Annotated in this window: 21 protein-coding genes; all 21 read left to right on the top strand. The window is 33.7% G+C overall.

Annotation, left to right across the window (positions count from 1 at the left end; translation table 11 throughout):
* Nucleotides 1-315: 315 nt before the first annotated feature.
* The 21 genes from ASE40_RS01730 to ASE40_RS01635 all read left to right on the top strand — a co-directional run bounded on the left by ASE40_RS01730 (nt 316) and on the right by ASE40_RS01635 (nt 24,461).
* On the top strand, nt 316-1,293 hold the full coding sequence (locus ASE40_RS01730; protein WP_057115086.1) for a ribonucleotide-diphosphate reductase subunit beta: 978 nt from the start codon (nt 316-318) through the stop codon (nt 1,291-1,293).
* A gap of 265 nt (nt 1,294-1,558) precedes the next feature.
* On the top strand, nt 1,559-3,952 hold the full coding sequence (locus tag ASE40_RS01725; RefSeq protein ID WP_057115085.1) for a ribonucleoside-diphosphate reductase subunit alpha: 2,394 nt from the start codon (nt 1,559-1,561) through the stop codon (nt 3,950-3,952).
* 247 nt (nt 3,953-4,199) lie between these two features.
* A complete protein-coding gene (locus ASE40_RS22225; protein WP_241774308.1) occupies nt 4,200-4,340 on the top strand; it encodes a hypothetical protein in 141 nt (46 codons plus the stop codon).
* A 53-nt stretch (nt 4,341-4,393) separates the two neighbouring features.
* Nucleotides 4,394-4,741 carry a type II toxin-antitoxin system RelE/ParE family toxin gene (locus tag ASE40_RS01720; protein WP_057115084.1) on the top strand — a complete coding sequence of 116 codons (348 nt, stop codon included), beginning with the start codon at nt 4,394-4,396 and terminating at the stop codon, nt 4,739-4,741.
* On the top strand, nt 4,725-5,030 hold the full coding sequence (locus tag ASE40_RS01715) for a helix-turn-helix domain-containing protein (RefSeq protein ID WP_057115083.1): 306 nt from the start codon (nt 4,725-4,727) through the stop codon (nt 5,028-5,030). Before ASE40_RS01720 ends, ASE40_RS01715 begins: the two co-directional genes overlap by 17 nt.
* Before the next feature lie 10 nt (nt 5,031-5,040).
* Entirely contained in the window at nt 5,041-5,313 is a 273-nt protein-coding gene (locus tag ASE40_RS01710) for a hypothetical protein (RefSeq protein ID WP_057115082.1), read from the top strand.
* A gap of 187 nt (nt 5,314-5,500) precedes the next feature.
* Entirely contained in the window at nt 5,501-6,898 is a 1,398-nt protein-coding gene (locus tag ASE40_RS01705) for a DUF1800 domain-containing protein (protein ID WP_057115081.1), read from the top strand.
* Nucleotides 6,899-6,910: 12 nt separating this feature from the next.
* Nucleotides 6,911-8,077, top strand: a complete 1,167-nt coding sequence (locus ASE40_RS01700) for a DUF1501 domain-containing protein (RefSeq protein WP_057115080.1) — start codon at nt 6,911-6,913, stop codon at nt 8,075-8,077.
* Nucleotides 8,078-8,609: 532 nt separating this feature from the next.
* The gene (locus ASE40_RS01695) at nt 8,610-9,449 is read left to right on the top strand and encodes a prephenate dehydratase (RefSeq protein WP_057115079.1); all 840 of its coding nucleotides are present in this window, start codon (nt 8,610-8,612) and stop codon (nt 9,447-9,449) included.
* Between the two features lie 87 nt (nt 9,450-9,536).
* Complete coding sequence (locus tag ASE40_RS01690; RefSeq protein WP_057115078.1) at nt 9,537-10,682, top strand: pyridoxal phosphate-dependent aminotransferase; 1,146 nt, start codon at nt 9,537-9,539, stop codon at nt 10,680-10,682.
* Nucleotides 10,683-10,799: 117 nt separating this feature from the next.
* Nucleotides 10,800-11,660 (top strand): prephenate dehydrogenase, encoded by an 861-nt coding sequence (locus ASE40_RS01685; protein ID WP_057115077.1) that lies wholly within the window; start codon nt 10,800-10,802, stop codon nt 11,658-11,660.
* Nucleotides 11,661-11,672: 12 nt separating this feature from the next.
* Nucleotides 11,673-12,755, top strand: coding sequence for a bifunctional 3-deoxy-7-phosphoheptulonate synthase/chorismate mutase type II (locus ASE40_RS01680; protein ID WP_029270594.1), 1,083 nt, complete (start codon nt 11,673-11,675; stop codon nt 12,753-12,755).
* A 315-nt stretch (nt 12,756-13,070) separates the two neighbouring features.
* On the top strand, nt 13,071-14,048 hold the full coding sequence (rsgA, locus tag ASE40_RS01675) for a ribosome small subunit-dependent GTPase A (RefSeq protein WP_057115076.1): 978 nt from the start codon (nt 13,071-13,073) through the stop codon (nt 14,046-14,048).
* Between the two features lie 120 nt (nt 14,049-14,168).
* Nucleotides 14,169-14,621: a D-aminoacyl-tRNA deacylase gene (gene dtd / locus ASE40_RS01670; protein ID WP_057115075.1), complete on the top strand. Its 453-nt coding sequence runs from the start codon at nt 14,169-14,171 to the stop codon at nt 14,619-14,621.
* Nucleotides 14,622-14,685: 64 nt separating this feature from the next.
* Complete coding sequence (locus ASE40_RS01665) at nt 14,686-16,593, top strand: DUF3857 domain-containing protein (RefSeq protein ID WP_057115074.1); 1,908 nt, start codon at nt 14,686-14,688, stop codon at nt 16,591-16,593.
* Between the two features lie 21 nt (nt 16,594-16,614).
* Nucleotides 16,615-18,627 (top strand): DUF3857 domain-containing protein, encoded by a 2,013-nt coding sequence (locus tag ASE40_RS01660; protein WP_057115073.1) that lies wholly within the window; start codon nt 16,615-16,617, stop codon nt 18,625-18,627.
* A gap of 270 nt (nt 18,628-18,897) precedes the next feature.
* Nucleotides 18,898-19,224, top strand: coding sequence for a nucleotide pyrophosphohydrolase (locus ASE40_RS01655; RefSeq protein WP_012022600.1), 327 nt, complete (start codon nt 18,898-18,900; stop codon nt 19,222-19,224).
* A 134-nt stretch (nt 19,225-19,358) separates the two neighbouring features.
* Entirely contained in the window at nt 19,359-20,588 is a 1,230-nt protein-coding gene (gene aroA, locus ASE40_RS01650) for a 3-phosphoshikimate 1-carboxyvinyltransferase (RefSeq protein WP_057115072.1), read from the top strand.
* Nucleotides 20,589-21,000: 412 nt separating this feature from the next.
* A complete protein-coding gene (queA, locus tag ASE40_RS01645) occupies nt 21,001-22,050 on the top strand; it encodes a tRNA preQ1(34) S-adenosylmethionine ribosyltransferase-isomerase QueA (protein WP_057115071.1) in 1,050 nt (349 codons plus the stop codon).
* Between the two features lie 365 nt (nt 22,051-22,415).
* Complete coding sequence (gene kynU / locus ASE40_RS01640) at nt 22,416-23,693, top strand: kynureninase (protein ID WP_057115070.1); 1,278 nt, start codon at nt 22,416-22,418, stop codon at nt 23,691-23,693.
* Nucleotides 23,694-24,020: 327 nt separating this feature from the next.
* Entirely contained in the window at nt 24,021-24,461 is a 441-nt protein-coding gene (locus ASE40_RS01635; protein ID WP_057115069.1) for a YMGG-like glycine zipper-containing protein, read from the top strand.
* Nucleotides 24,462-24,504 lie beyond the last annotated feature (43 nt).

The raw sequence follows: 24,504 nt of genomic DNA, 5'->3' as shown, positions 1-24,504 counted from the left end.
GTCTTTTTGACTATATATTTTGACTCAAAAAAATAAAGTTTTGACTCAAAAAAAACTTTTTAAAACTATTTTAAATCTCTTGCTTTTTATATTAAAAAGTCTATATTTTACGGGGCTTCACGAGATAACTCTTGTGTTTAAATAATTCATTTACAGTAGATTAATTATTTGTATGAAAATGTTTCGAAAATTTAACGTTGTTAAAAACTACGTCAAATTGTGAATAAGTTTGGCTTTCATTTTTGACGTTAAATGACAATCTTTGTAGTCTACTGAATCAGTAAAAATTCAATAAAAAAATTAACAGAATCTGTCATGTCACAAATCGAACCAATATTACAAGAAAATAAAAACCGCTTCGTTATTTTTCCGATTAAACATCATGATATTTGGGAATGGTATAAGAAAATGGAAGCAAGTTTTTGGACTGCTGAAGAAATCGACTTACACCAAGATTTGACAGACTGGAATAACAAGCTAAATGACGATGAAAGATATTTCATTAAGCATATTTTAGCATTCTTTGCTGCTTCTGACGGAATCGTAAATGAAAACCTTGCTGAGAACTTTGTAAATGAAGTTCAATATGCAGAAGCGAAGTTTTTCTACGGATTCCAAATTATGATGGAGAATATTCACAGTGAGACTTATTCTTTATTAATAGATACTTACGTTAAAGACGAAGCAGAAAAAGCAGAATTATTTAATGCTTTGGAAGTTTTCCCTGCAATTGGTAAAAAAGCAGAATGGGCTTTAAAATGGATCGAGTCTGATTCGTTTGCTGAAAGACTTATTGCTTTTGCTGCTGTTGAAGGAATCTTTTTCTCAGGTGCTTTCTGTTCAATTTATTGGTTGAAAAAACGCGGTTTAATGCCAGGTTTAACTTTCTCTAATGAATTGATTTCGCGTGACGAAGGCGTACATTGTGATTTTGCAGTTCACCTTCACAATCACCATTTGGTAAACAAAGTGCCAAAAGAAAGAATTAAAGAAATTATTGTTGATGCACTAGATATCGAAAGACAGTTTGTAACTGAATCTCTTCCGGTAAGTTTAATTGGTATGAATGCTGGTTTAATGACACAGTATTTAGAGTTTGTTGCCGATAGACTTTTGGTTGAATTAGGATGCGAGCGCGTTTACGGATCAGCGAATCCATTCGATTTCATGGACATGATTTCTCTTCAAGGAAAAACTAATTTCTTTGAAAAACGTGTTGCCGAGTATCAAAAATCTGGTGTGATGAACACAGATAGCGATGCTCAGAAAATTTCATTTGATGCAGATTTTTAGACAACAAAAATACTTTTAGCATCTACTCTTCTAGAGGTGCTGAAAAAAAAGATTAACAGAATATTTTAAGGTTGAATCTCTTTCCCAAATCGCAGATTCAATGACAATTTTTGACGTATTTAAATTCGATTTTCGAATTTGAAACGAGTAACTATTGAGAATTCGGTAATTCTCAAAAAATAATTTAAAAACACGCAATGTTTAAGTGCTGGAAACCGTTTTTCTAGTGTCTTTCATTTTTTCAATAACTAAATTTAGTAAGCTTATGTATGTAGTAAAAAGAGATGGCCACAGAGAGCCCGTAATGTTTGATAAGATTACAGAAAGAATCAAAAAATTGTGCTACGGCTTGAATGAGCTTGTAGATCCGGTAAAGGTAGCGATGAGAGTTATCGAAGGATTGTATGACGGAGTTTCTACTTCTGAATTAGATAACCTTGCGGCAGAAACTGCAGCATCTATGACTATTGCTCACCCGGATTATGCACAATTGGCAGCTCGTGTGGCAATTTCAAATCTACATTCTAATACAAAAAAATCTTTCTCAGAAACGATGAAAGATATGTATCACTACGTTAATCCAAGAAACGGTCAAGACGCGCCGTTAATTGCTGATGACGTATATAAAGTGATTCAGGAAAATGCTGCTTTTTTAGATTCTCACATCATTTACACAAGAGATTTTAATTACGATTACTTTGGTTTCAAAACCTTAGAGCGTTCTTATCTTCTTAAAATAAACGGAAAAATCGTAGAGCGTCCACAGCACATGTTAATGCGTGTTTCTGTTGGAATTCACTTAGACGATTTAAAATCGGTAATTGAAACTTACGATTTAATGTCTAAAAAGTTCTTTACGCATGCAACGCCAACGTTGTTCAATGCCGGAACTCCAAAGCCACAAATGTCTTCTTGTTTCCTTTTGGCAATGCAGGATGACAGTATTGATGGTATTTACGATACATTAAAACAAACAGCAAAAATCTCGCAGTCAGCGGGAGGAATTGGATTATCTATTCATAACGTTCGTGCAACAGGATCATATATTCGCGGTACAAACGGAACTTCAAACGGAATTGTTCCGATGTTGAGAGTTTTCAACGATACGGCTCGTTACGTAGATCAAGGTGGAGGAAAACGTAAAGGAAGTTTTGCCATTTACATCGAAACTTGGCATGCTGATATCTTCGATTTCTTGGATTTGAAGAAAAATACAGGAAAAGAAGAAATGCGTGCGAGAGATTTATTCTTCGCGATGTGGACATCAGATTTGTTCATGAAACGTGTTCAGGAAGATTCAACTTGGACTTTAATGTGTCCTAACGAATGTCCAGGGTTATATGATGTTTACGGAGATGAATTCGAAGCTTTATATACAGATTACGAATTTAGAGGAAAAGGTAGAAAAACTATCCGCGCTCGTGAGTTGTGGGAGAAAATCCTAGAATCTCAAATCGAAACTGGAACTCCATATATGTTGTACAAAGATGCAGCAAACCGTAAATCGAACCACAAGAATTTAGGAACCATTCGTTCTTCTAACTTGTGTACAGAGATTATGGAGTTTACGTCTAAAGATGAAATTGCAGTTTGTAACTTAGCTTCTATTTCGTTACCAATGTTTATTGAAAACGGAAAATTCGACCACGAAGCACTTTACAATGTTACAAAACGTGTAACTCGTAACTTGAACAAAGTAATCGATAGAAACTACTATCCAGTAAAAGAAGCTGAAAACTCAAACATGCGTCACCGTCCAGTTGGATTAGGAGTGCAAGGTTTAGCAGATGCTTTCATTATGCTTCGTATGCCGTTTACAAGTGATGAGGCTAAAAAATTAAACCAAGAGATTTTCGAAACTTTATATTTCGCTGCTGTAACTGCTTCTATGGAAATGGCAAAAGAAGAAGGCCCATATTCTACATTTGAAGGTTCTCCAATGTCTAAAGGAGAATTCCAATACAATATGTGGGGAATGAAAGATGAAGAATTATCTGGTCGTTGGGACTGGGCTTCATTAAGAAAAGAAGTGGTTGAACACGGAGTTCGTAACTCATTATTAGTGGCGCCAATGCCAACAGCATCAACTTCTCAAATTCTTGGAAACAACGAAGCTTTCGAACCTTATACATCAAATATTTACACACGTCGTGTATTGTCTGGAGAGTTCATCGTAGTAAACAAACATTTACTAGAGGATTTAGTAAAATTAGGTTTATGGAACGAAGATTTGAAACAAGAAATTATGCGTCATAACGGATCTGTTCAAAATATAGATAAGATTCCGCAAGACTTGAAAGATCTTTATAAAACAGTTTGGGAAATGTCGATGAAAGATATTATCGATATGTCTCGTCAAAGAGGATATTTTATTGACCAATCTCAATCGTTGAACTTGTTCATGCAGGATGCCAACTATTCTAAATTGACGTCAATGCACTTCTATGCTTGGCAATCTGGTTTAAAAACAGGAATGTATTACTTAAGAACAAAAGCGGCTGTAGATGCGATTAAATTCACATTGAACAACGACAAAAAAGAAGAAACAGCTCCATCATTAGTGGCAGAAACTGAAGCAATCAGCGTTGAGGATTATAAAGCAATGCTTTTAAAAGCGCAAGCGGCAGATCCTGAGGATTGTGAAATGTGTGGGTCTTAATGATTTTATAGTTTAGATTTGAGATTTTAGATCTTTAAAAATATAAAAGCAGTTATTATAGTGATAACTGCTTTTTTTTATTTTATATTTGTTTTTTAATAGTAAAAATAATACAAATATGAAAATGTAAATTGATACGTATAATAGAATTGCAAAACAATTAAAAGAAGAATATTCTAAACTATCAGATTTTGAAATTTTATCATTAGCAATTCAAATACAGAGAAATCAAATTTTAGAGAATGGATTGGCAGTTAGCTCATCAGATAAATATCCGAGTGCGCTAGAGGCAATAGCTATTGCACTAGGATATGAAGAAAGTAATGCCGTTACTATTACTGATGTTTTACGAAATATTGTAAATAGGGAAGAAGCTTCATTATTTTAAATGTTAGGATCAATGAGTTGTACTTTGGTGCAACTTTTATACATTTGTACTTTATGAGTTATAATCAAAAGATTAGAACTGTCATTTTTTTTAAAAATTATTTCAATGAATTTTTTGTCAAACAAAAAGAAAAAGTTCAACAAAAAATTGTTTGGACGATTAATTTAATTGAAGAGCTCGATAGAATTCCCGAAACGTATTTGAAATTTATTGAAAACACAGATGGACTTTATGAAATTCGAATACAACAAGGAAATGATATTTTTAGAATTTTTTGTTTTTTTGATGAGGGAAAATTAGTTGTATTAGCTAATGGATTTCAAAAGAAAACTCAGAAAACACCAAAGAAAGAAATTAAAAAAGCTTTAAAAATTAAAAAGGAGTATGAAAACGAAAAATAACAACCTAACAACCTTAGAAGAGTTTAAAGAGCAACATTATGGGAAAATTGGAACACCAAAACGTGACGAACTAGAAGCGGGCTATGAAAATTTTAAAATTGGGGTATTGCTTCAGGAAGCCAGACTTCAAAAAGGAATGACTCAAGAAGAACTTGCATTAAAAGCGGGAACAACAAAATCGTATATTTCTAAGATTGAGAATAACGTAAAAGAAGTTAAATTTTCGACCCTGCAGAAAATTGTAGAGCTTGGTTTGGGAGGTCATTTAGAGCTGTCAATTAAATTATAATTTGAAATAAATGGATTTATTAGAAAGAATATTTCAGAATAAAAAAGAGTTTTACAATCTCGTTTTGGAATATTTTCACAATATAAATTCAGCAATATATGAAGATACTAAATTCGATATGATTGTTTCAAAATCAATCTCTATTTTGATTGACCACGATTTTATTCCAACTCCTTGTATTGAGATCAAATTAGAACTTCGCAAGAATCAGATTAAGAGAGGTAATTATTTTCTTTATGTTAGTGAAAATAAAGAATTCATAGATGAGCTTCTAATAACATAACTCGTGGTTGAAACCACGGGCTGATTATGATTGCTCAATATTAAATAAACAATATCTCAAAAAATTCACCGTTCTAATATTACCAAAGACTTTTAAAACTTAGCACCTCAGAATCTTAGCGACTTAGCATCTTTTAAAATTAAACCTTTAAAAGAAAGTCAAGTCTTATTGTAATAATTTCTGAACGATGAAAAAAAGCAGTCTTTGGTCCCTTCGATTAGGTTTTTCAGGAAAACAAGCTTCAACAATTGAAAAACTCGGATTAGAAAAATTTCTAAAGCATTCCTACGATTCAAAGTTTGACACAGAAATGCCAGCATTTCTGCAAGATCAGCCTAAAACCACTTTAGAGCTTAAGCAAGTTCGGGAATTAGTCAAAAATTCAGATCCAGAAACCAAAAAGGAAATTCAGAAAAAAGAAAATCAAGCAACCGCCGCACTTAAAAAGTGGTGGATTGCCAAAATGCGTAATGACGAATTTCCATTACGCGAGAATATGGTTTGTTTTTGGCACAATCATTTCGTTTCCACTTCTCAAAAAGTAAAAATCAATTACTGGATTTATCAGCACAATATGATTTTACGCGAAAATGCTTTTGGAAACTTTAAAGATTTAACCAAGCAGATTCTGAAATCGAATGCAATGGTGCGCTATCTCGATAATGGCGATAATAAAAAAGGCAAAATCAACGAAAACTTAAGCCGTGAATTGCTGGAATTATTTACCATCGGAATTGGGAATTACACCGAAGAGGATATTAAAAACGGCGCCAAAGCTTTGGCCGGTTTGAATATTGGTGATGACGGCGCCGTCTACAGAAAAAACATTGAAGATAATAGTGATAAAACCTATTTCGGGAAAACCGGAAATTGGAAAGCAGACGACTTAGTCGATATTATTTTCGAACAGAAAAACATTCCGTACCTCATTACCAGAAAAATCCTGAAATGGTTTATTTATGATAATCCGCCGGAAGATTTGGTAGTTTATTACGGAGATTATTTTCGGAAGCAAAAGTTTGAAATCGAGCCTTTGCTGACAAAGATTTTTACAGAAGAATTTAAAAAAGAGAATTCGGGAAATAAGATTAAAGACCCGTTGGTCTATATTTTACAGCTTTGCGATGAATTGCAGATTGAGAATGTTGATGATGCCGCAATTATGGCATTTATAAAACAGCAGGGAATGGATTTGTATAATCAGATCAATGTAAAAGGCTGGGATGGCGGAAATTCATGGCTGACTTCGCAGATTTATCTCCAAAGAAACAATACATCCGATTTATTATGCAGTGGTAAAAGCCTAAACAGAAAGGTTTTAAAAACTATGGTAAACGGCGTCGAAAAAGAAAAATCAGAATATGAAAAAACTGCGGTAAAAGTCGTTTTTGATTCAAATGGAAATAATAAAAACATTATTGCTGAATTGTCAGATAGATTGTTGTTTTCTGTCAGCAATTCGGCTCAAAAAGACATGGAAAATCTTTTGAAATACGATTTCGACCCAAAAGATCCTCATGCTGATTTTGCTGTAGTCAGAGTTTTCAATTACATCACAAAATTGCCCGAATATCAATTAATCTAGAAAATAAGAATCATGAACAGAAGAGATTTTCTAACATTAACAGGAACATTTACAGGTGGGATGCTTGTTCTTCCTGATTTTTTACACGCTTTTGGTTCACAGTCAAATTTAGTAATTGGCGAGCAGTGTATTGTTTTTGTGCAGTTGAATGGCGGAAACGACGGTTTGAATACTTTTATTCCATTTGAAGATCCGTTATATTATGAATTGCGAACAAAAATTGCATTAAATAAAGATGCCGTTGTGGGAAAGAATAGAGGAATGGCTTTTCATCCGTCGTTAAAAGATTTTGCTCAAATGCAGCAAAACGGAGATTTAACTGTAATTCAGAATGTCGGATATCCAGAACCTATTCGGTCGCATTTTAGAAGTCAGGAAATTTGGCAGACAGCAACCGATTCTAATAAATATGTAAACGAAGGCTGGTTGGGAAGATTTTTAGATCTGCAATGTAACGGACATCAGGCAACGGCGGGAATTAATTTAGATTCGATTGATAATTTAGCTTTAAAAGGAGTAGAGCCTAATTTTATCACGGTAAAAGATCCGGATCGATTTAAAGTGAAATCTAAAGAAGAAAATGTGACTTTGTCTAAAAATCCGCATTTAGATTTTGTTCGAAAAATCGCTAATTCCGTTACCGAGGGATCAGATGAAATTCAGAAAGCGTTAGCAAAATCGAAAACAGAAATCAGTTATCCTAAAACAGAATTATCTAAAAACCTAGAATGGATTGCGCGATTGATAAAAGGAAATTTAAATTCAAAAGTATATTACACTTCGCTTAACGGATTTGATACGCATGATAATCAGCTTTCGATTCACGAACGAAAATTGACGGACTTAAACGATTCCATATATAGTTTTTATTCAGATCTAAAAGAAGCGCAGTTATTACAGAATGTCACAGTTGTAGTTTTTTCAGAATTTGGGCGACGTGTAAAAGACAACGGAAACGGAACGGATCACGGAACTGCAGCACCAATGTTTATCATAGGAGGAAATAATAAAGGAACGATTTTAGGCAATAATCCAAACTTAGCCGACTTAGATAATGGCGATTTAATACACGAAATAGATTTTAGAAGTGTTTATGCTTCTTTACTAAAAGAAAAAATGAATTTCGATTATTTCAAGATTGGGATTTCTAATAAGCCGGTTTCGGGATTGTTTACATAATCGCAATCTTGTCATTTCGATCCCGAGGCTTCGGGAGAGAAATCTCCGTTAGAAACTCTACAAAGATTGGCGCTTTTGATTACGGAGTTACTTGCGGAGATTTCTCCTTCGTCGAAATGAAAAACAAACCAATTTTGCTGGTAAATCATCTTCGAAATACTATTTAAATAAGGAAAACCTTAGAACCTTAGCAACTCAGAATCTCAGAACCTTAAAAACCTCAATTGTAAATATCTCATTTCAAGCCGATATTTTTATATTATCCTACAAAACCTCCTAAATTTGTTAAGAAATCCTTTTTTGTTTCATAAAAAGCATTATTTTTTTTGGTGCGGTGAAAATAATTTATACATTCGCAGAGAATTTATTGAAAAACACAAACAAAATGTCTAATAACCGTTTTTATTTTAGCAACTCTTTTTATTTCTTCTTTAGTAGAAGTAAGGATTGTGCTATGGTTATTTGAGAAATATAAAATACAAATAAAACTAATATACAATCCTGATGCAAATCAGGATTTTTTTTTGAATATATGACAACGAAAATTGCAATACAAGGTATAAAAGGTTCTTTTCATCATCAGGTTGTGAAAGAGTATTTCTCTGAAAATGTGGAAATTGATGAATGTTTGTCTTTTGAAGAATTGATTGACAGTCTGCTTTCTGGAAAATCAGAGCAAGCAGTTATGGCAATTGAAAATTCGATTGCAGGGCCAATTATTCCGAATTATGCTTTGATTGACAAGAATAATTTACACATTATTGGAGAGCATTATTTGAGCATCCACCAAAATTTAATGACTTTAAAAGGTCAGAAAATTGAAGACATAAAAGAAGTTCATTCGCACCCAATGGCACTTTTGCAATGCATGGATTTCTTAAAGCAATATCCAAACATCAAATTGGTTGAAGATAAAGATACTGCCGAAACAGCAAGAAGAATTCAGGAAAAACAATTAACCGGAATTGCGGCAATAGGAAGTAAAGTAGCTTCTGAAATGTATGATTTGGAAATCATTGCTCCTGAAATTCAAACGATCAAAAACAATATGACTCGTTTTGTTATTATCAAAAAGCAAAATTCATTTTTGCCAGAAAACGAAATCAACAGAGCTTCAATCAAATTTGAATTAGATCATAAAAGAGGAAGTTTAGCAGCAGTTTTAAACGTAATGAGCGACTGCAAACTGAATTTGACAAAAATTCAGTCACTTCCAAAAATCGAAACACCTTGGAAATATTCATTTTTCGTAGACGTAACATTCGAGAAATATGAAGACTTTGCAAAAGCAAAAGCATTACTGAATATAATGGCAGAATATTTAAAAGTTCTGGGAGAATACAAGAATACAAAACCTTTGAGTCAGTCTTAAAGTTGGAAAGTCGAAAGTCTTAAAGTCCAAAATAGAAAGTTTAAAAGAGCCTAAAGCCTAGAGCTTACGGCCTAAAGCAATATAGAAATGATTACAACAGCAAAACGATTAGATACAGTTGAAGAATACTACTTCTCATCAAAATTGAGAGAAGTTCGTCAATTGCAGTCTGAAGGAAAATCGATCATCAATATGGGAATTGGAAGCCCTGATTTGAGTCCGTCAAAAGCAGTAATTGAAGCAGTCGCTGCAGCAATTCAAGACGAAAACGGGCATGGTTATCAAAGCTATCAGGGATTACCAGAAATGAGGCAGGCGATGGCAGATTTTTATAAAGATCAGTTTGGTGTTGAAGTGAATCCTAATAATGAGATTTTACCTCTGATGGGTTCGAAAGAAGGAATTATGCACATTTCGTTAGCATTTTTAAATGAAGGCGATCACGTTTTGATTCCGAATCCGGGTTATCCAACTTATACTTCAGTAACCAATTTGGTTCAGGCAGTTCCTGTTTATTATGATTTGAAAGAAGAAAATGGCTGGGAACCGGATTTTGAAGCTTTAGAAAAATTAGAGCTGGAGAAAGTAAAAATTATGTGGCTGGGTTATCCGCACATGCCGACTGGAGCGAGAGGAAGTTTAGCGTTATTTGAAAAATTGGTTGCTTTTGCTAAAAAACACAATATATTATTGATCAACGACAATCCGTATAGTTTTGTTTTGAATGATAACCCGATGAGTTTATTGCAAGTTGAAGGTGCAAAAGATGTGGCTTTAGAATTGAATTCACTTAGTAAAACGTTCAACATGGCAGGCTGGAGAGTTGGAATGGTTTTAGGAAATCCTGAAATTATTGATGCTGTCTTAAAAGTAAAAAGCAACATGGACAGCGGAATGTACTACGGAATTCAGAAAGGTGCGATTGCGGCTTTAAAATGTGATAAATCGTGGTTTGAAGATCAAAACAAAATCTACAGACGCCGAAGAGAATTAACAGAAAAACTAGCAGAAAAATTAGGCTGCGAAGTGTATAAAGAAGGAGTTGGATTATTTGTTTGGGCAAAACTTCCGGAAGGAATCGAATCATCAGAAAAGTTCATTGACGAAATATTATATGAGAAACATATTTTCATTACACCGGGAACAATCTTCGGAAGCAATGGTGAAGGATATATTAGATTCTCATTGTGTGTGAAAGAGGAAAAAGTACAGGAAGCGATAGATCGATTTTAGTAATTGTAGATATCAGATTTTAGATTTTAGATTTTCAGGCTGAGCGTCTCGAAGCTTCGGGAAAAGCCTTTTTAATTGGAATTTGGAATTTAAAATTTTGGAATTTAAAGAAATAGTATGAAAGTATACGTAATAGGAATAGGGTTAATAGGCGGATCGATGGTGCTGGACATCAAAGACCAACATCCTGATTCGACAATTTTTGGAATTGATAATAACGAAAAACATTTGCAGGAAGCAATTGATTTAGGAGTTATCGACGAAGCAGGAAGTTTCGAAGATTTGGCTGAAGCCGATTTTGTAATTGTTTCGGTTCCGGTTGATGTGGCGCTGACAGTTTTGCCTAAAGTTCTGGATTCGGTTGGAGATAAAACGATTGTTTTTGAAGTAGGTTCAACGAAAAAGCCAATTTGTGAAGCAGTAGCCAATCATCCAAAAAGAAGAAATTTTATCGCTACACATCCGATAGCAGGAACGGAGTTTTCGGGACCTTCGGCAGCGATAAGAGGTTTGTTTAAAGGAAAAACAAATATTATCTGCGAAGTGGAAAAAACCACTTTTAAATTGCAGGAAAAAGCATTAAAGCTTTTCAGCGAAATCGGAATGAGGATTCGATATATGGATCCGACTTCGCATGACAAACACATTGCTTACGTTTCGCATTTGTCACATATTAGTTCGTTTATGCTTGGGAAAACGGTAATGAATAAAGAAAAAGACGAACAGGATATTTTTGATATGGCGGGAAGTGGATTTGAAAGCACGGTTCGTTTGGCAAAAAGTTCGCCGGCAATGTGGACGCCGATTTTTAAGCAGAACAAAGAACACGTTCTGGAAACATTAGAAGAATATATTTCAAATCTCAGTCGGTTTAGGGATTTGTTGAAAGATGAAAATTACAACGCCATTTTTGAAGAAATGGAAAGCACAAATAAAATAAAAGAAATACTAAACGGATTAACAACAACTAAAAAGTAAATTAGAATTAAGATGGAAAATAAGAAAGAAATGAGAAAGTGGTTAGAAGATTTCAATTTAAATCACCCACTTGTGATAGCTGGACCTTGTAGTGCAGAAACTGAAGATCAGGTTTTGAAAATTGCTCACGAATTAAAAGATTCAAAAGTTAGTGTATTCAGAGCTGGAATCTGGAAACCAAGAACGCGTCCGGGAGGCTTTGAAGGTGTTGGAGAAATTGGTTTGAAATGGTTACAAAAAGCAAAAGCCGAAACTGGTTTATTAATGGGTACTGAAGTTGCGACTGCAGCACACTGTAAACTAGCTTTAGAACACGATATCGACGTTTTATGGGTTGGGGCCCGTACAACTGCAAATCCTTTCGCAGTTCAGGAAATTGCTGATACTTTAAAAGGAACAGATAAAATCGTTTTAGTTAAAAACCCTGTAAACCCAGATTTAGCTTTATGGTTAGGTGGTGTTGAGCGTTTACATATGGCTGGAATTGAGAAATTAGGAGTTATCCACAGAGGTTTTTCTACTTACGAAAAAACAAAATACAGAAATATTCCAGAATGGCAGATTGCTATCGAATTGCAAAATAAATTCCCTGATCTACCATTGATCATTGATCCATCTCACATTACAGGAGATCGTAAAATGATTTTCGAAGTAACGCAAGAGGCTTTAGATTTGAACTACGACGGTATGATTATCGAAACACACTACGATCCGGACAACGCTTGGTCTGATGCTGCGCAACAAGTTACTCCAGACGCTTTGAAACAAATCATTAAAGATTTGACAATCAGAAAAACGGATGATACTACAGATGAGTACAGTTCAAAAATGACTAAACTAAGAGCTAACATCGATGTTTTGGATGCTAACTTATTGGAATTATTAGGAAAACGTATGAAAGTGGCTGACGAAATTGGTCAGGTGAAAAAAGATGCAAACGTAGCGATTCTACAAAATAACCGTTGGAACGAAATTTTAGGAAAAATGATTTTAGAAGGTGAGAAAAAAGGTCTAACTGAAGAGTTTGTTTTGAGAATGTTCAAAGCGATTCACCAGGAAAGTATTGGTCATCAAGAGAAAATTTTCAACGCATAATTTTGCTGAACCATATAAGTGATATAAGTTAATTTTAGTTTTTGAAAACAAGATCCCTAAATTTTCTTATAACATTAATTGAAGATAGATTGTTTTTTAAAATCTCCATTACTTTGAAAGAAGTTTTGGGGATTTTTGTTTTTAGATTATATCAACCAACGTTTGAATCTTAATGGCGGAACGTTTATCTCAATCAATTCAGAAGGTTGAAACCTTGGGCTATGTTTAAAATTATTCATTTATCTTTGCAGGGATTTAGTTTTCAAATCTGAAATCTAATCCCGAAGTTTCGGGACAACAATCTAAAATTAAAGAATGACAGGAATCGTATATAAATCTACAGGAAGCTGGTATACCGTAAAATCTGAAAAAGGCGATTTTATAGAATGCCGTATGAAAGGGAAATTCAGAATGAAAGGTATCAAAAGTACCAACCCAATTGCTGTAGGCGATATTGTCGATTACGAATTAGAAGAAACTTCAGATGCTGTTACGGGAACGATTTATAATATCCATGAAAGAAAAAATTATATCGTTCGTAAATCAGTTAACTTATCTAAGCAGATTCATATTATAGCATCGAATATTGATCAGGTTTTTTTATTGATTACTATTGATAATCCGCCGACAACGACGAGCTTTATAGATCGTTTTTTGGTTACGGCAGAAGCATACGGAATTGAAGCTATCCTGATTTTTAATAAAATTGATACACTCAACGAGCAAACTTTAGACGATCAATTGTATTTGCAGCATATTTATACCGAAATTGGATATAAATGTCTTAGAATTTCATCAACAGAAAATAAAGGCGTTGACCAGTTAAAGGAAATGATGATTGGAAAAGTAAGCATGTTTTCCGGACATTCTGGAGTTGGAAAATCAACTTTGGTCAATGCAATGGAACCAAGCCTGCATTTAAAAACTACTGTAATTTCAGAACAAAGCAAACAAGGACAGCATACGACTACTTTTGCCGAAATGTATGATTTATCTTTTGATGCTCGAATTATTGACACACCAGGAATTAAAGGTTTCGGAATTGTCGATATGGAGCCATCTGAAATCAGCGGTTATTTTCCAGAATTCTTCAAACTGAAAGACCAATGTAAGTTTAACAACTGTTTACACAAAGAGGAACCTCATTGTGCGATAAAAGCAGCTTTAGAAAAAGACGAAATCGCTTGGTCACGTTACAATAGTTATCTTAAAATCCTTGAAGGAGATGACGAGCATTATCGCACCGATACTTATGGTGAAGATCGTGCAGCTAGTGATGAAACGAGAAAATAAAAAATCAATTTTTAAAATTCCAAATTCCAATTGTAAAGATGTACTGCTGTGTATCTAACGTCCAGAAATAAAATCCAAATAATCTTTTAATCATGGTGTAAAAGCCACTCCAGATAAATAATGAAAATAATAATCCAAAGAGTTTCAGAAGCATCAGTAACTGTAGAAGGTCAAACAACAGCAGATATTCAAAAGGGATTATTAGTTTTAGTTGGAATTGAAGACGCCGATACTCAGGAAGATATTGATTGGCTTTCTGGAAAGATTATAAAAATGAGAATTTTTGGAGACGAAAATGATGTTATGAATTGCTCAGTTCAAGATATTGACGGCGATATTATTGTAGTAAGTCAGTTTACACTTCATGCTTCTACTAAAAAAGGCAACCGCCCATCTTATATAAAAGCTGCAAAACCAGATTTTGCAATTCCTATGTATGAAAACTTTGTAAAATCTCTAGAAAAAGAATTGGGCAAAAAAGTTCAAACAGGAATTTTCGGTGCCGATATGAAGGTTAATCTCTTAAATGATGGACCAGTTACCATAATAATGGACAGCAAAAATAGAGAGTAAAATTTTATTAAACATTTGTTAAGGATTTCTGAAAATAATATATATTTGACGAAAATACCTACTAATGAAAAACCTCTTTTGCGCGTTATTTTTTGTTATAATCACGGTTAATTCATTTGCTCAAAAGAGCGATTATTCCATTTTAAAAATTTCTGATAGTCTTAAAGAAAACGCCAATGCTGTTCTTCGTTTAGACCAGATGGATATTGTTATTGCTTCGCAACGAAGTATGAATATAAAAGTACAAAGAGTTGTTTCTGTTTTAAATAATAAGGGTTTAAACGATATTGACGCTTTTCAGCATTATGATAAAACAACTTCCATAAAAAGTATTGAAGCCGTTGTTTATGATGCATTCGGAAACGAAATAAAAAAAATCAAACGAAAAGATTTTAAAGATCAAAGCGCCGTAAGCGGGAGTACCCTTTTTTCAGATAATCGAGTACTTTATTTAGATTATACTCCTATTTCTTATCCTTTTACAATTGTTTATACTAGTGAGGTGGAGACTTCAAACACTGCATTTATACCACAATGGTATTTTTTAGGCGGTTATTATTTAAGTGTAGAAAAATGTGCGCTGAATGTTACTTTCCCTAAAGAACTGGGGTTTAAAAAGAAAGAGTTCCGTTTTTCTGATTTTAATATAACAAAAACAGTTGATACAGATACCAAACTGAGTTATACAGCTGTTAATATCCTAGCTCAAAAGCAAGAAGATCTTAGTCCTTCTCAAACAGATCTTTTTCCTAAAGTAATGATGGGACTCGAACATTTCCATTTAGAAGGAGTCGATGGCACGGCTACCACTTGGGAAGCTTTTGGTAAATGGTATGGAGAAAAAATCCTAACCGGAACTACAACTTTACCAGAAGAAACTAAAACAAAAATAAAAGCACTTGTTGGCAATGAAAAAGATCCTGTCAAAAAAGCAAAGATTATTTACGATTATGTTCAAAAGAAATCTAGATATGTAAATATTGCGGTAGGCATTGGCGGCTGGAAACCAATGCTCGCAACAGATGTAGATCGTTTAGGTTATGGAGATTGTAAAGCATTGTCAAATTATACAAAAGCACTTTTACAGGCTGTTGATGTTCCTTCATACAATACAATTTTATACGGAGATCGCTATAAATCAGATATTCAATCGGATTTTGTTTCCATGCAGGGGAACCACATGATTCTTGCTGTTCCAGATAAAGATAATTATATATGGCTGGAATGTACCAGTCAAGATGATCCTTTTGGTTATCAAGGAACTTTTACAGACGATAGAGATGTTTTGGTAGTAAAGCCAGAAGGCGGAGAAATTGTAAGAACTAAAATTTATGACGATAAAGGAAATACCCAAACAGGAAAAGGAACTTATACAATTGATGAGAATGGAAATTTTTCTGGTACTTTAAAAATAGCTTCCCAAGGAAGTCAATATGCTGCTAAATCCAGAGTTGAGAATTTACAGCCAAACGAAAAAGAAGAACATTATAAAGAATATTGGGATAACATCAATAATTTAAAATTAGGTAAAATAACTTTTACGAATGATAAAGAGAATATTCTTTTTACCGAAGATGTTCAGTTAAGTGCATCAAATTATGGGGCTGTTTCTGGAAATAAAATGATTTTTGTTGTCGATGCATTCAACCAATATACCGGAAATGTAAAGCGCATTAGAAATCGTAAAAATCCATTTCAAATTCAGCGTGGCTATTTAGATACAGATGAAATTGAGATAAATCTGCCAGCAGGTTTTAGTGTCGAATTTCTGCCTCAAAATTATGAGTTAAAAGGAAAATTCGGAGAATATAAAACAGAAATCCTTAAAAAAGAAAACAACAAAATAACCTATAAAAGATCTATGTTCTTAAACAAAGGAAAATATTCAAATAAAGAATATGACGAATACCGTTTGTTTATGGAGCAGGTTTCTAGAAATGATAACGCCAAAATAATACTAACCAAGAATTAAAACTATAACCAAAAACAACCAATGAAAATTATTAAACTTTTTAGCCTGTCTGTGATTTTATTAATCGCTCCCAAAGCGATTTCACAGGATTTTAGATTAGGGAAAGTTTCTGTTGCAGAATTAGAACAGAAAGCACATCCTAAAGATACTTCAGCCGTAGCGGCAATTTTGTATAAAAAAGGAGTTTCCAAAGTGGAATACGATCAAAATGACGGCTTCTATATGATGACAGATGTCGAAACCCGTATTAAAATCTATAAAAAAGAAGGTTATGAATGGGCCAATCAACAAGTTTGGTATCGAAACACGACAAATTTAAAAGAAAGGGTCTTTTTTACAGATGCAGTTACCTATAATCTGGTAAATGGTAAAGTTGAAAAAACTAAGTTGAAAAGCGACGGATCGTTTGATGAAGTTATCTCTAAGTACAGAGGACAAAAAAAGATTACAATGCCCAACGTAAAAGAAGGTTCAATAATCGAATTTCGATACACGATTAAATGTCCAAATCCCGGTATAATTCGCGATTGGGATTTTCAGACCTCAATTCCTATAAATTATTCTGAACTTAAAGTCGCATATCCGGAATATTATGTCTTTAATCCAAGACAAAAAGGTTATATTTTTCCAAAAGTAACAACATTAAAAAATCCAAGATCAATAACTATTAATAGTAAAGAAAGAACTGGTACATATTTGTCTAAGACTGAATTTTCATCTGATAAATTTGAATATTTGGAAACAGAAATAACTTATGTGGCAGAAGATTTTCCTGCACTAAAAGACGAAAGTTTTGTGAATAATATTGAAAATTATACCTCAAGTGTACAGCATGAATTATCGCTTGTTCATTTTCCGAACAGTCCAATGAAAGAGTTTTCTACAGACTGGAATTCTGTAGTAAAAACTATTTACGAATATGATGATTTTGGTCCTGAACTTAATAAAACAGGTTATTTTGAAGAGGATTTAAAAAAAATGCTGGCAGGTATAAATGGGCAGGATGAAAGAATCTGGGCAATTTTGAATTTTGTAAAGGCAAACATTAAATGGAACGGTTACACGGGTTACAGTTGCGATAATGGCGTTAAAAAAGCCTATAAAGAAAAAACAGGAAATATTGCCGATATCAATTTAATGCTTACTGCAATGTTGCGTTCTTCAGGTTTAACAGCAAATCCTGTTTTATTAAGCACGCGTTCTAACGGAATTGCATTGTTTCCAAACAGAAATGCTTTCGACTATGTAGTTGCAGCAGTTGAAACTCCAAACGGCTATATTTTATTAGATGCAACCGATAAATATTCAACTCCGAATGTTCTTCCTTTTAGAACATTAAACTGGATGGGAAGGCTAATTAGAAAAGATGGTTCATCACAAGAAATAGATTTAATGCCTAAAAAAGCATCAAATGATATTGTTTTTATGAATTATGATATTGATGCCGAAGGACATGTTAAAGGAAAAACCAGAAGACAATGCTCAGATTATAATGCAATGATTACGAGAGAGAATTTCGAAAAATTAAAAGAAGAAGAGTATTTAGAGAAACTTGAAAATAATAGTGGTAAAATCGAAATAAGCGAATACTCAAGAACAAATGAAAAAGATTTATTAGCTCCTGCTATCGAAACTTACTCATTTACCGGAAATAATTTGTGCGAACTTATTGGCGGTAAAATTTATGTGAACCCAATGCTGTTTTTTGCTAAAGACAAAAATCCATTTAAGCAGGATGTTCGCGAGTATCCAGTAGATTTTGGTTATCCGTTTTTAGATAAATACAATATTACAATTAAAATTCCAGAAGGTTATACGGTAGAAACGCTCCCAGCGGCAGTTGCTTATAATATGGAAAATAATTTAGGAAGTTTTAAATTTAATATTGCCGCAAACGATAATGTACTTCAATTAAGTATAGCTCATCAAATAAATGAAGCAATCGTTACCACAGAACAATATGAAATGCTGAAAGAATATTACAAAGGCATGATTGAAAAACAAACAGAAAAGATTGTTTTAAAACGTATTTAAGATGCTGTTTAGATCTCTACTAATAGTATAAATATCCAGGCTCATGATTATGAGCTTGGAAAAATACTAATGCCGGATTAGAAGAAAAAATAAAGCCTGTAGAGTTTCAATGTTAAATGTTTTAAATGAAGGAAACAAAATTCAGTTTAGCTTTTCAAAAGACATTAACAATAGTATTTTTGCAGCCGAGCACTACAATACATTGAAAATTCTTTTTCAGAAAATGATTGCTAGTCAAAACGAAAAAATTGTTCTAAAAAAAGCTTAAAGATGGATTTAAAAAATGCCCAATTAGATGTTGATACCTGGATAAAAGAACATGGTGTTCGTTATTTTAACGAATTAACAAACATGGCTCAGTTAACAGAAGAAGTAGGTGAAGTAGCAAGAATTATTGCGCGCAGATACGGAGAACAATCAGAAAAGGAAAGTGATAAAAACAAAGATTTAGGCGAAGAACTAGCCGATGTCGTTTTCGTGGTTTTATGTCTGGCAAATCAAACAGGAATCGATTTACAAGCCGCTTTTGATAAAAAAATGGACTTAAAATCGGTTAGAGATAAAGATCGTCATAAAAACAACGATAAATTGAAATAATTGTGAAATATCACTCATAAGTTTTGAATTATGAGTTTTGAATTTTGAATTATGAATGGGGAGTGGTAAATTGCGGGGCTGAATTATGTTTCTAATCATTCATAATTCAAAATTCACAACTTACAATTAAAAAAATGAATTTAAAATTAAGCACGAATTCAATATTCACGATTGATGATTCGCAACTAAATATCACCGGTTCTAAAAGTGAAACGAATCGCTTACTATTACTAAAAGCATTATTTCCAAATATCACTTTAGCCAATACTTCAAACTCCGATGACAGCGAAGTAATGCAGAAAGCATTAGCAGGAAATGATGAAATTGTAGATATTCATCATGCAGGAACAGCAATGCGTTTTCTTACTGCTTATTTTTCGGTTAACGAAGGCAGAGAAGTGGTGCTGACAGGATCAAGCAGAATGCAGGAACGTCCAATCAAAATTTTGGTGGAAGCTTTGGCTCAATTAGGAGTTGAGATTTCATACGAGAAAGAAGAAGGTTATCCGCCAATCAGAATCAAAGGCAAAAAAGTTACTGCTTCAAAAGTAAAATTAGCTGCAAATGTGAGCAGTCAATATATTTCGGCACTTTTATTAGTTGCTTCAAAACTAGATAATGGTTTAGAATTGACTTTAGAAGGAGAAATCACTTCAATTCCATACATTAAAATGACTTTGGCTCTTTTGAATGATTTAAATATTCAAACTAGTTTTGAAGGAAACGTGATCAAAGTTTTTCCAAAAGAAGCAGTCGAATCAAAAGAAATGGTTGTAGAATCAGACTGGAGTTCGGCTTCTTATTTCTTTAGTTTAGTGGCGCTGTCTGATGCTGCCAAAATAACTCTAAGCAGTTATAAAGAAAACAGCCTGCAGGGAGATTCAGAATTAGTTTCACTTTATGAAAAAATGGGAGTGAAAACTACTTTCCAAAATAACAAAATGACTTTGGAAAAAGTAGCTGGATTCAATTATCAAGACGTAAATTTTGAATTGAATAATACACCAGATATTGCGCAGACAATTGTAGTAACCTGTTTAGGGTTAGGCATTGGATGTCACTTAACGGGTCTTCATACTTTAAAAATAAAAGAAACGGACAGATTAGAAGCGCTAAGAATCGAACTTACAAAATTAGGAGCCAATATTTCTGTAACCAATGACAGCTTGACTTTAGAACGTTCTGAAAATATTAATCACGATGTTCATATTGCAACATACAACGATCACCGTATGGCAATGGCTTTTGCACCTTTAGCAATAAAGGTTCCAATTATTATCGATGATGCAGAAGTAGTTTCTAAATCATACCCAGATTTCTGGAACGATTTAAAAGCTTTGAACTTCCAAGTTTCAGAATTGTAGAAATAATTGAACCATATAAATTATATAAGTTCATTTAAATAAAAGTGCAATAAAACATAGCCTCTGGTTTCAACTAGAGGTTTTTTTATGTTCGAATTTGAGTATAATCGTAAAGTTTGTCATTTCGACGAAGGAGAAATCTTCGTAAGTAACTCCGCAACGAAAATCCAATCTTTGTCGAGCTACTTCCGAAGATTTCTCCTTCGTCGAAATGACAATAATACGTTGAACAGGTTTGTGTAAGAAAAAAAAAACATTTTAAATAGTTGCTAAAACAGCACAAAATCAAGGACTTTTGAAAATAAACGTCAAAACACTTGACAACGCCTATCTCACAATCGTATATTTGCAGGCGATTTAAAATTTTAGATAAAAAAGTCTAAGATTGATATTTTAAAATCTAACTTCAAATATGAAATTATCACACTTCAATTTCAATTTACCGAAAGAACTTTTGGCTGAATTTCCAGCAGAAAACAGAGATGAATCTCGTTTAATGGTAATTGACCGTAAAAAAAACACTATCGAACATAAAATGTTTAAAGACGTTATCAACTATTTTGATGATGGAGACGTTTTAATTCTTAATAATACAAAAGTTTTCCCTGCGCGTTTGTACGGAAACAAAGAAAAAACTGGAGCCAGAATTGAGGTTTTCTTATTAAGAGAATTAAATTCTGAGCAACGCCTTTGGGACGTTTTAGTAGATCCTGCTAGAAAAATCCGTATTGGTAACAAACTTTATTTTGGTGACGACGATTCATTAGTTGCTGAGGTAATTGATAATACAACTTCTCGTGGTAGAACTTTACGTTTCTTATACGATGGTTCTTATGAAGAATTTAGAAACAAATTGACAGAACTTGGAGAAACTCCAATTCCTAAATACATCAACAGAGAAGTAACTGCCGAAGATGCTGAAAGATACCAGACTATCTACGCAAAAGAAGAAGGAGCTGTAGCAGCGCCAACTGCTGGTTTACACTTCTCAAAACACCTTTTGAAAAAATTAGAAATCAAAGGAGTAAATTTTGCTGAGGTAACTTTACACGTTGGTTTAGGAACTTTTAACCCAGTTGAGGTGGAAGATTTATCTAAACACAAAATGGATTCAGAGGAATTGATTATCAATCAACAAGCTTGTGATATTGTAAATGAGGCAAAAGCAAAGAAAAAACGTATTTGTGCAGTAGGAACAACTTCTATGCGTGCAATCGAAAGTTCTGTTTCTTCTCAAAATACTTTAAATCCGTACGAAGGATGGACAAATAAATTTATTTTCCCTCCTCATGATTTTAGTATTGCAAACTGTATGATTACAAATTTCCACACACCAAAATCAACATTATTAATGATGATTTCTGCTTTCTGTGGTCATGATTTAATGAAAAAAGCATACGACGAAGCGATCAAAGAAGGATACAAATTCTATTCTTACGGAGACGCGATGTTAATTCTTTAATTAGAATTTATCTTATAAAGAGACCCGACAAGTTTTTAAAACCTGTCGGGTTTTCTTTTTTTTATAGTTTTGTTTCAAGTTTCAAGTTTCAGGTTTTAAGTTAACGCTCGTGTGATTTACCGCAAAGTGCGCAAAGTTTTTTTGCTCAGTTTGTGTCTGCCAAGTGCTAAAGAACGCAAAGCTTTGCGAACTTAGTGTTTGTAAACGTCAACCTTGATAAAATCTTTGCGCACTTTGCGGTTAAACACACAAAGCATATCAACCTGAAACCTGAAACTTGAAACCTGAAACTTGAAACCTGAAATTTTGAAACCTGAAACAAAACAAACAAAATTTGTTATTTTAGCATCCAAAACAAAAACACAATGACTTTTCAAAATACACGCGAATTCGCGAAACAACTTGATGCTCAAGATGCATTAAATCATTATCAAAACGAATTTATTTTTCCAAAAGTGAATGATAAACGTGTTATTTATTTCACAGGAAACTCTTTAGGATTACAGCCAAAACGCACCAAAGCTTATGTAGACGAAGTAATGAATGACTGGGCAGAATTGGCTGTCGAGGGTCACTTTTATGCACAAAAACCATGGTGGGATTATCAGGAAAGATTTGCAGAACCGTTGAGTAAAATTGTAGGTGCACTTCCGTCTGAAGTTACTGTAATGAATACTTTGACGGTAAACCTTCATTTATTGATGGTTTCTTTTTATCAGCCAAAAGGAAAGCGTTATAAAATTATCTGCGAAGAAAAAGCATTTCCATCAGATCAATATATGTTTCAGAGTCAGGTTCATTTTCATGGATATAAACCAGAAGATGCTATCGTAGAAATTAAACGCCGCGAAGGCGAACACAATATTCGTCTTGAAGATGTTTTAGCAAAAATTGAAGAAGTTGGCGATGAACTGGCTTTGGTTTTAATTGGAGGTGTAAACTATTATACGGGGCAAGTTTTCGACATAAAAACTATTACTGCTGCAGGACAAAAAGCGGGTGCAAAAGTAGGCTGGGACCTAGCACATGCTGCTGGAAACATTAAATTAGAACTGCATGATTGGAATGTAGATTTTGCAGCTTGGTGCAGTTATAAATATATGAACTCAGGACCTGGAAATGCTTCTGGAGTTTTTGTTCACGAAAGACATCACAACGATCCAGATTTACCTCGTTTTGCAGGATGGTGGGGACACAATAAAGAACGCCGTTTTAAAATGGAACCTAACTTTGATCCAGTTCATGGAGCAGGAGGATGGCAGATTAGTAATCTTCCAGTTCTTTCTTTAGCACCATATTTGGCTTCGGTAGAAATGTTTGCTGAGGTTGGAATGGACGCTTTAATTGCTAAACGTGATCATATTACCTCTTATTTAGAATTTATTCTGCACGAAATTGACAAAGAAGTAAAAGGGAATTTTGAAATTATTACGCCTTCAAACCCTGCAGAAAGAGCTTCACAATTATCAGTTTTTCTTCATGGAGAAGGAAGAAGTTTGTTCGATTATTTAATGAAAAACGGAGTAATTACAGACTGGCGCGAACCAAATGTAATTCGTTTAGCTCCAGTTCCATTATATTGTTCTTACGAAGATATGTACGACTTCGGGCAAATTCTAAAAACAGGAATTTTAGGGAAGTAAAAGTTAATGAATCTCGCAGAGCCGCAAAGTTTAATCTTAAAGTTTGAATAGCGTCCAGCTTTAGCTGGATGAGAATAAAACATAATCAAAAAGGCTTTAGCCAAACTTTTATAGTTTGGCTAAAGCCTTTTTTTATATTCCGCAAGAAAGTAGTGATGAGAAAAAAACTTTGCGGCTCTGCGCTTTTGTGCGATTAATAAATCAACTACAATAATTAATAATTAAGTATCAAATCTTCTAATCTTATAAACTTTCGAAAAAATTCTGTAACAATCATTATGGCGGATATTCCGTATTTTGTAATGTATAATTATTAAAACTACAATCATGAAAGGCTTATATATAATAATGGCGGCAATTCTTTTAACTTCTTGTCAAAATCAAAGTAAACAAGATTTAAATAAAGCCAAGCAAGCCAGTATTGATTCAATGAAAGTTGAGATTAATAAACAACGCGTTATCGATTCAATGAAGACAGAAATGGCTAAGATAAAAGAAGAGCAAAAAGTTGAATCTGAAAAAGAGAAAGTTGTAGTGGTGCATCAGCAAGCTGCAAACGGAAATACAGCAACAACAACGACTACAACGAAAAAGAAAGGCTGGAGTGCAACTGCTAAAGGTGCTGTAATTGGTGCTGGAGTTGGTGCCGCAACCGGAGCAATCGTCAGCAAGAAAAAAGGCGAAGGAGCTATTATTGGAGGTTTGGCTGGTGCTGCTTTAGGAACAGGAACTGGTGCTGTTATTGACAGCAAAAATAAAAAAGAATAGATATTAAATCTTTATAATAAGAACGCCGATTTAGAAACCTAAA

This window comes from Flavobacterium sp. Root935, from assembly GCF_001429295.1.
Taxonomy (GTDB): domain Bacteria; phylum Bacteroidota; class Bacteroidia; order Flavobacteriales; family Flavobacteriaceae; genus Flavobacterium.
The sequence above is the reverse complement of the archived record's forward strand: the minus strand, read 5'-3'. Positions and strand labels throughout refer to the sequence as shown.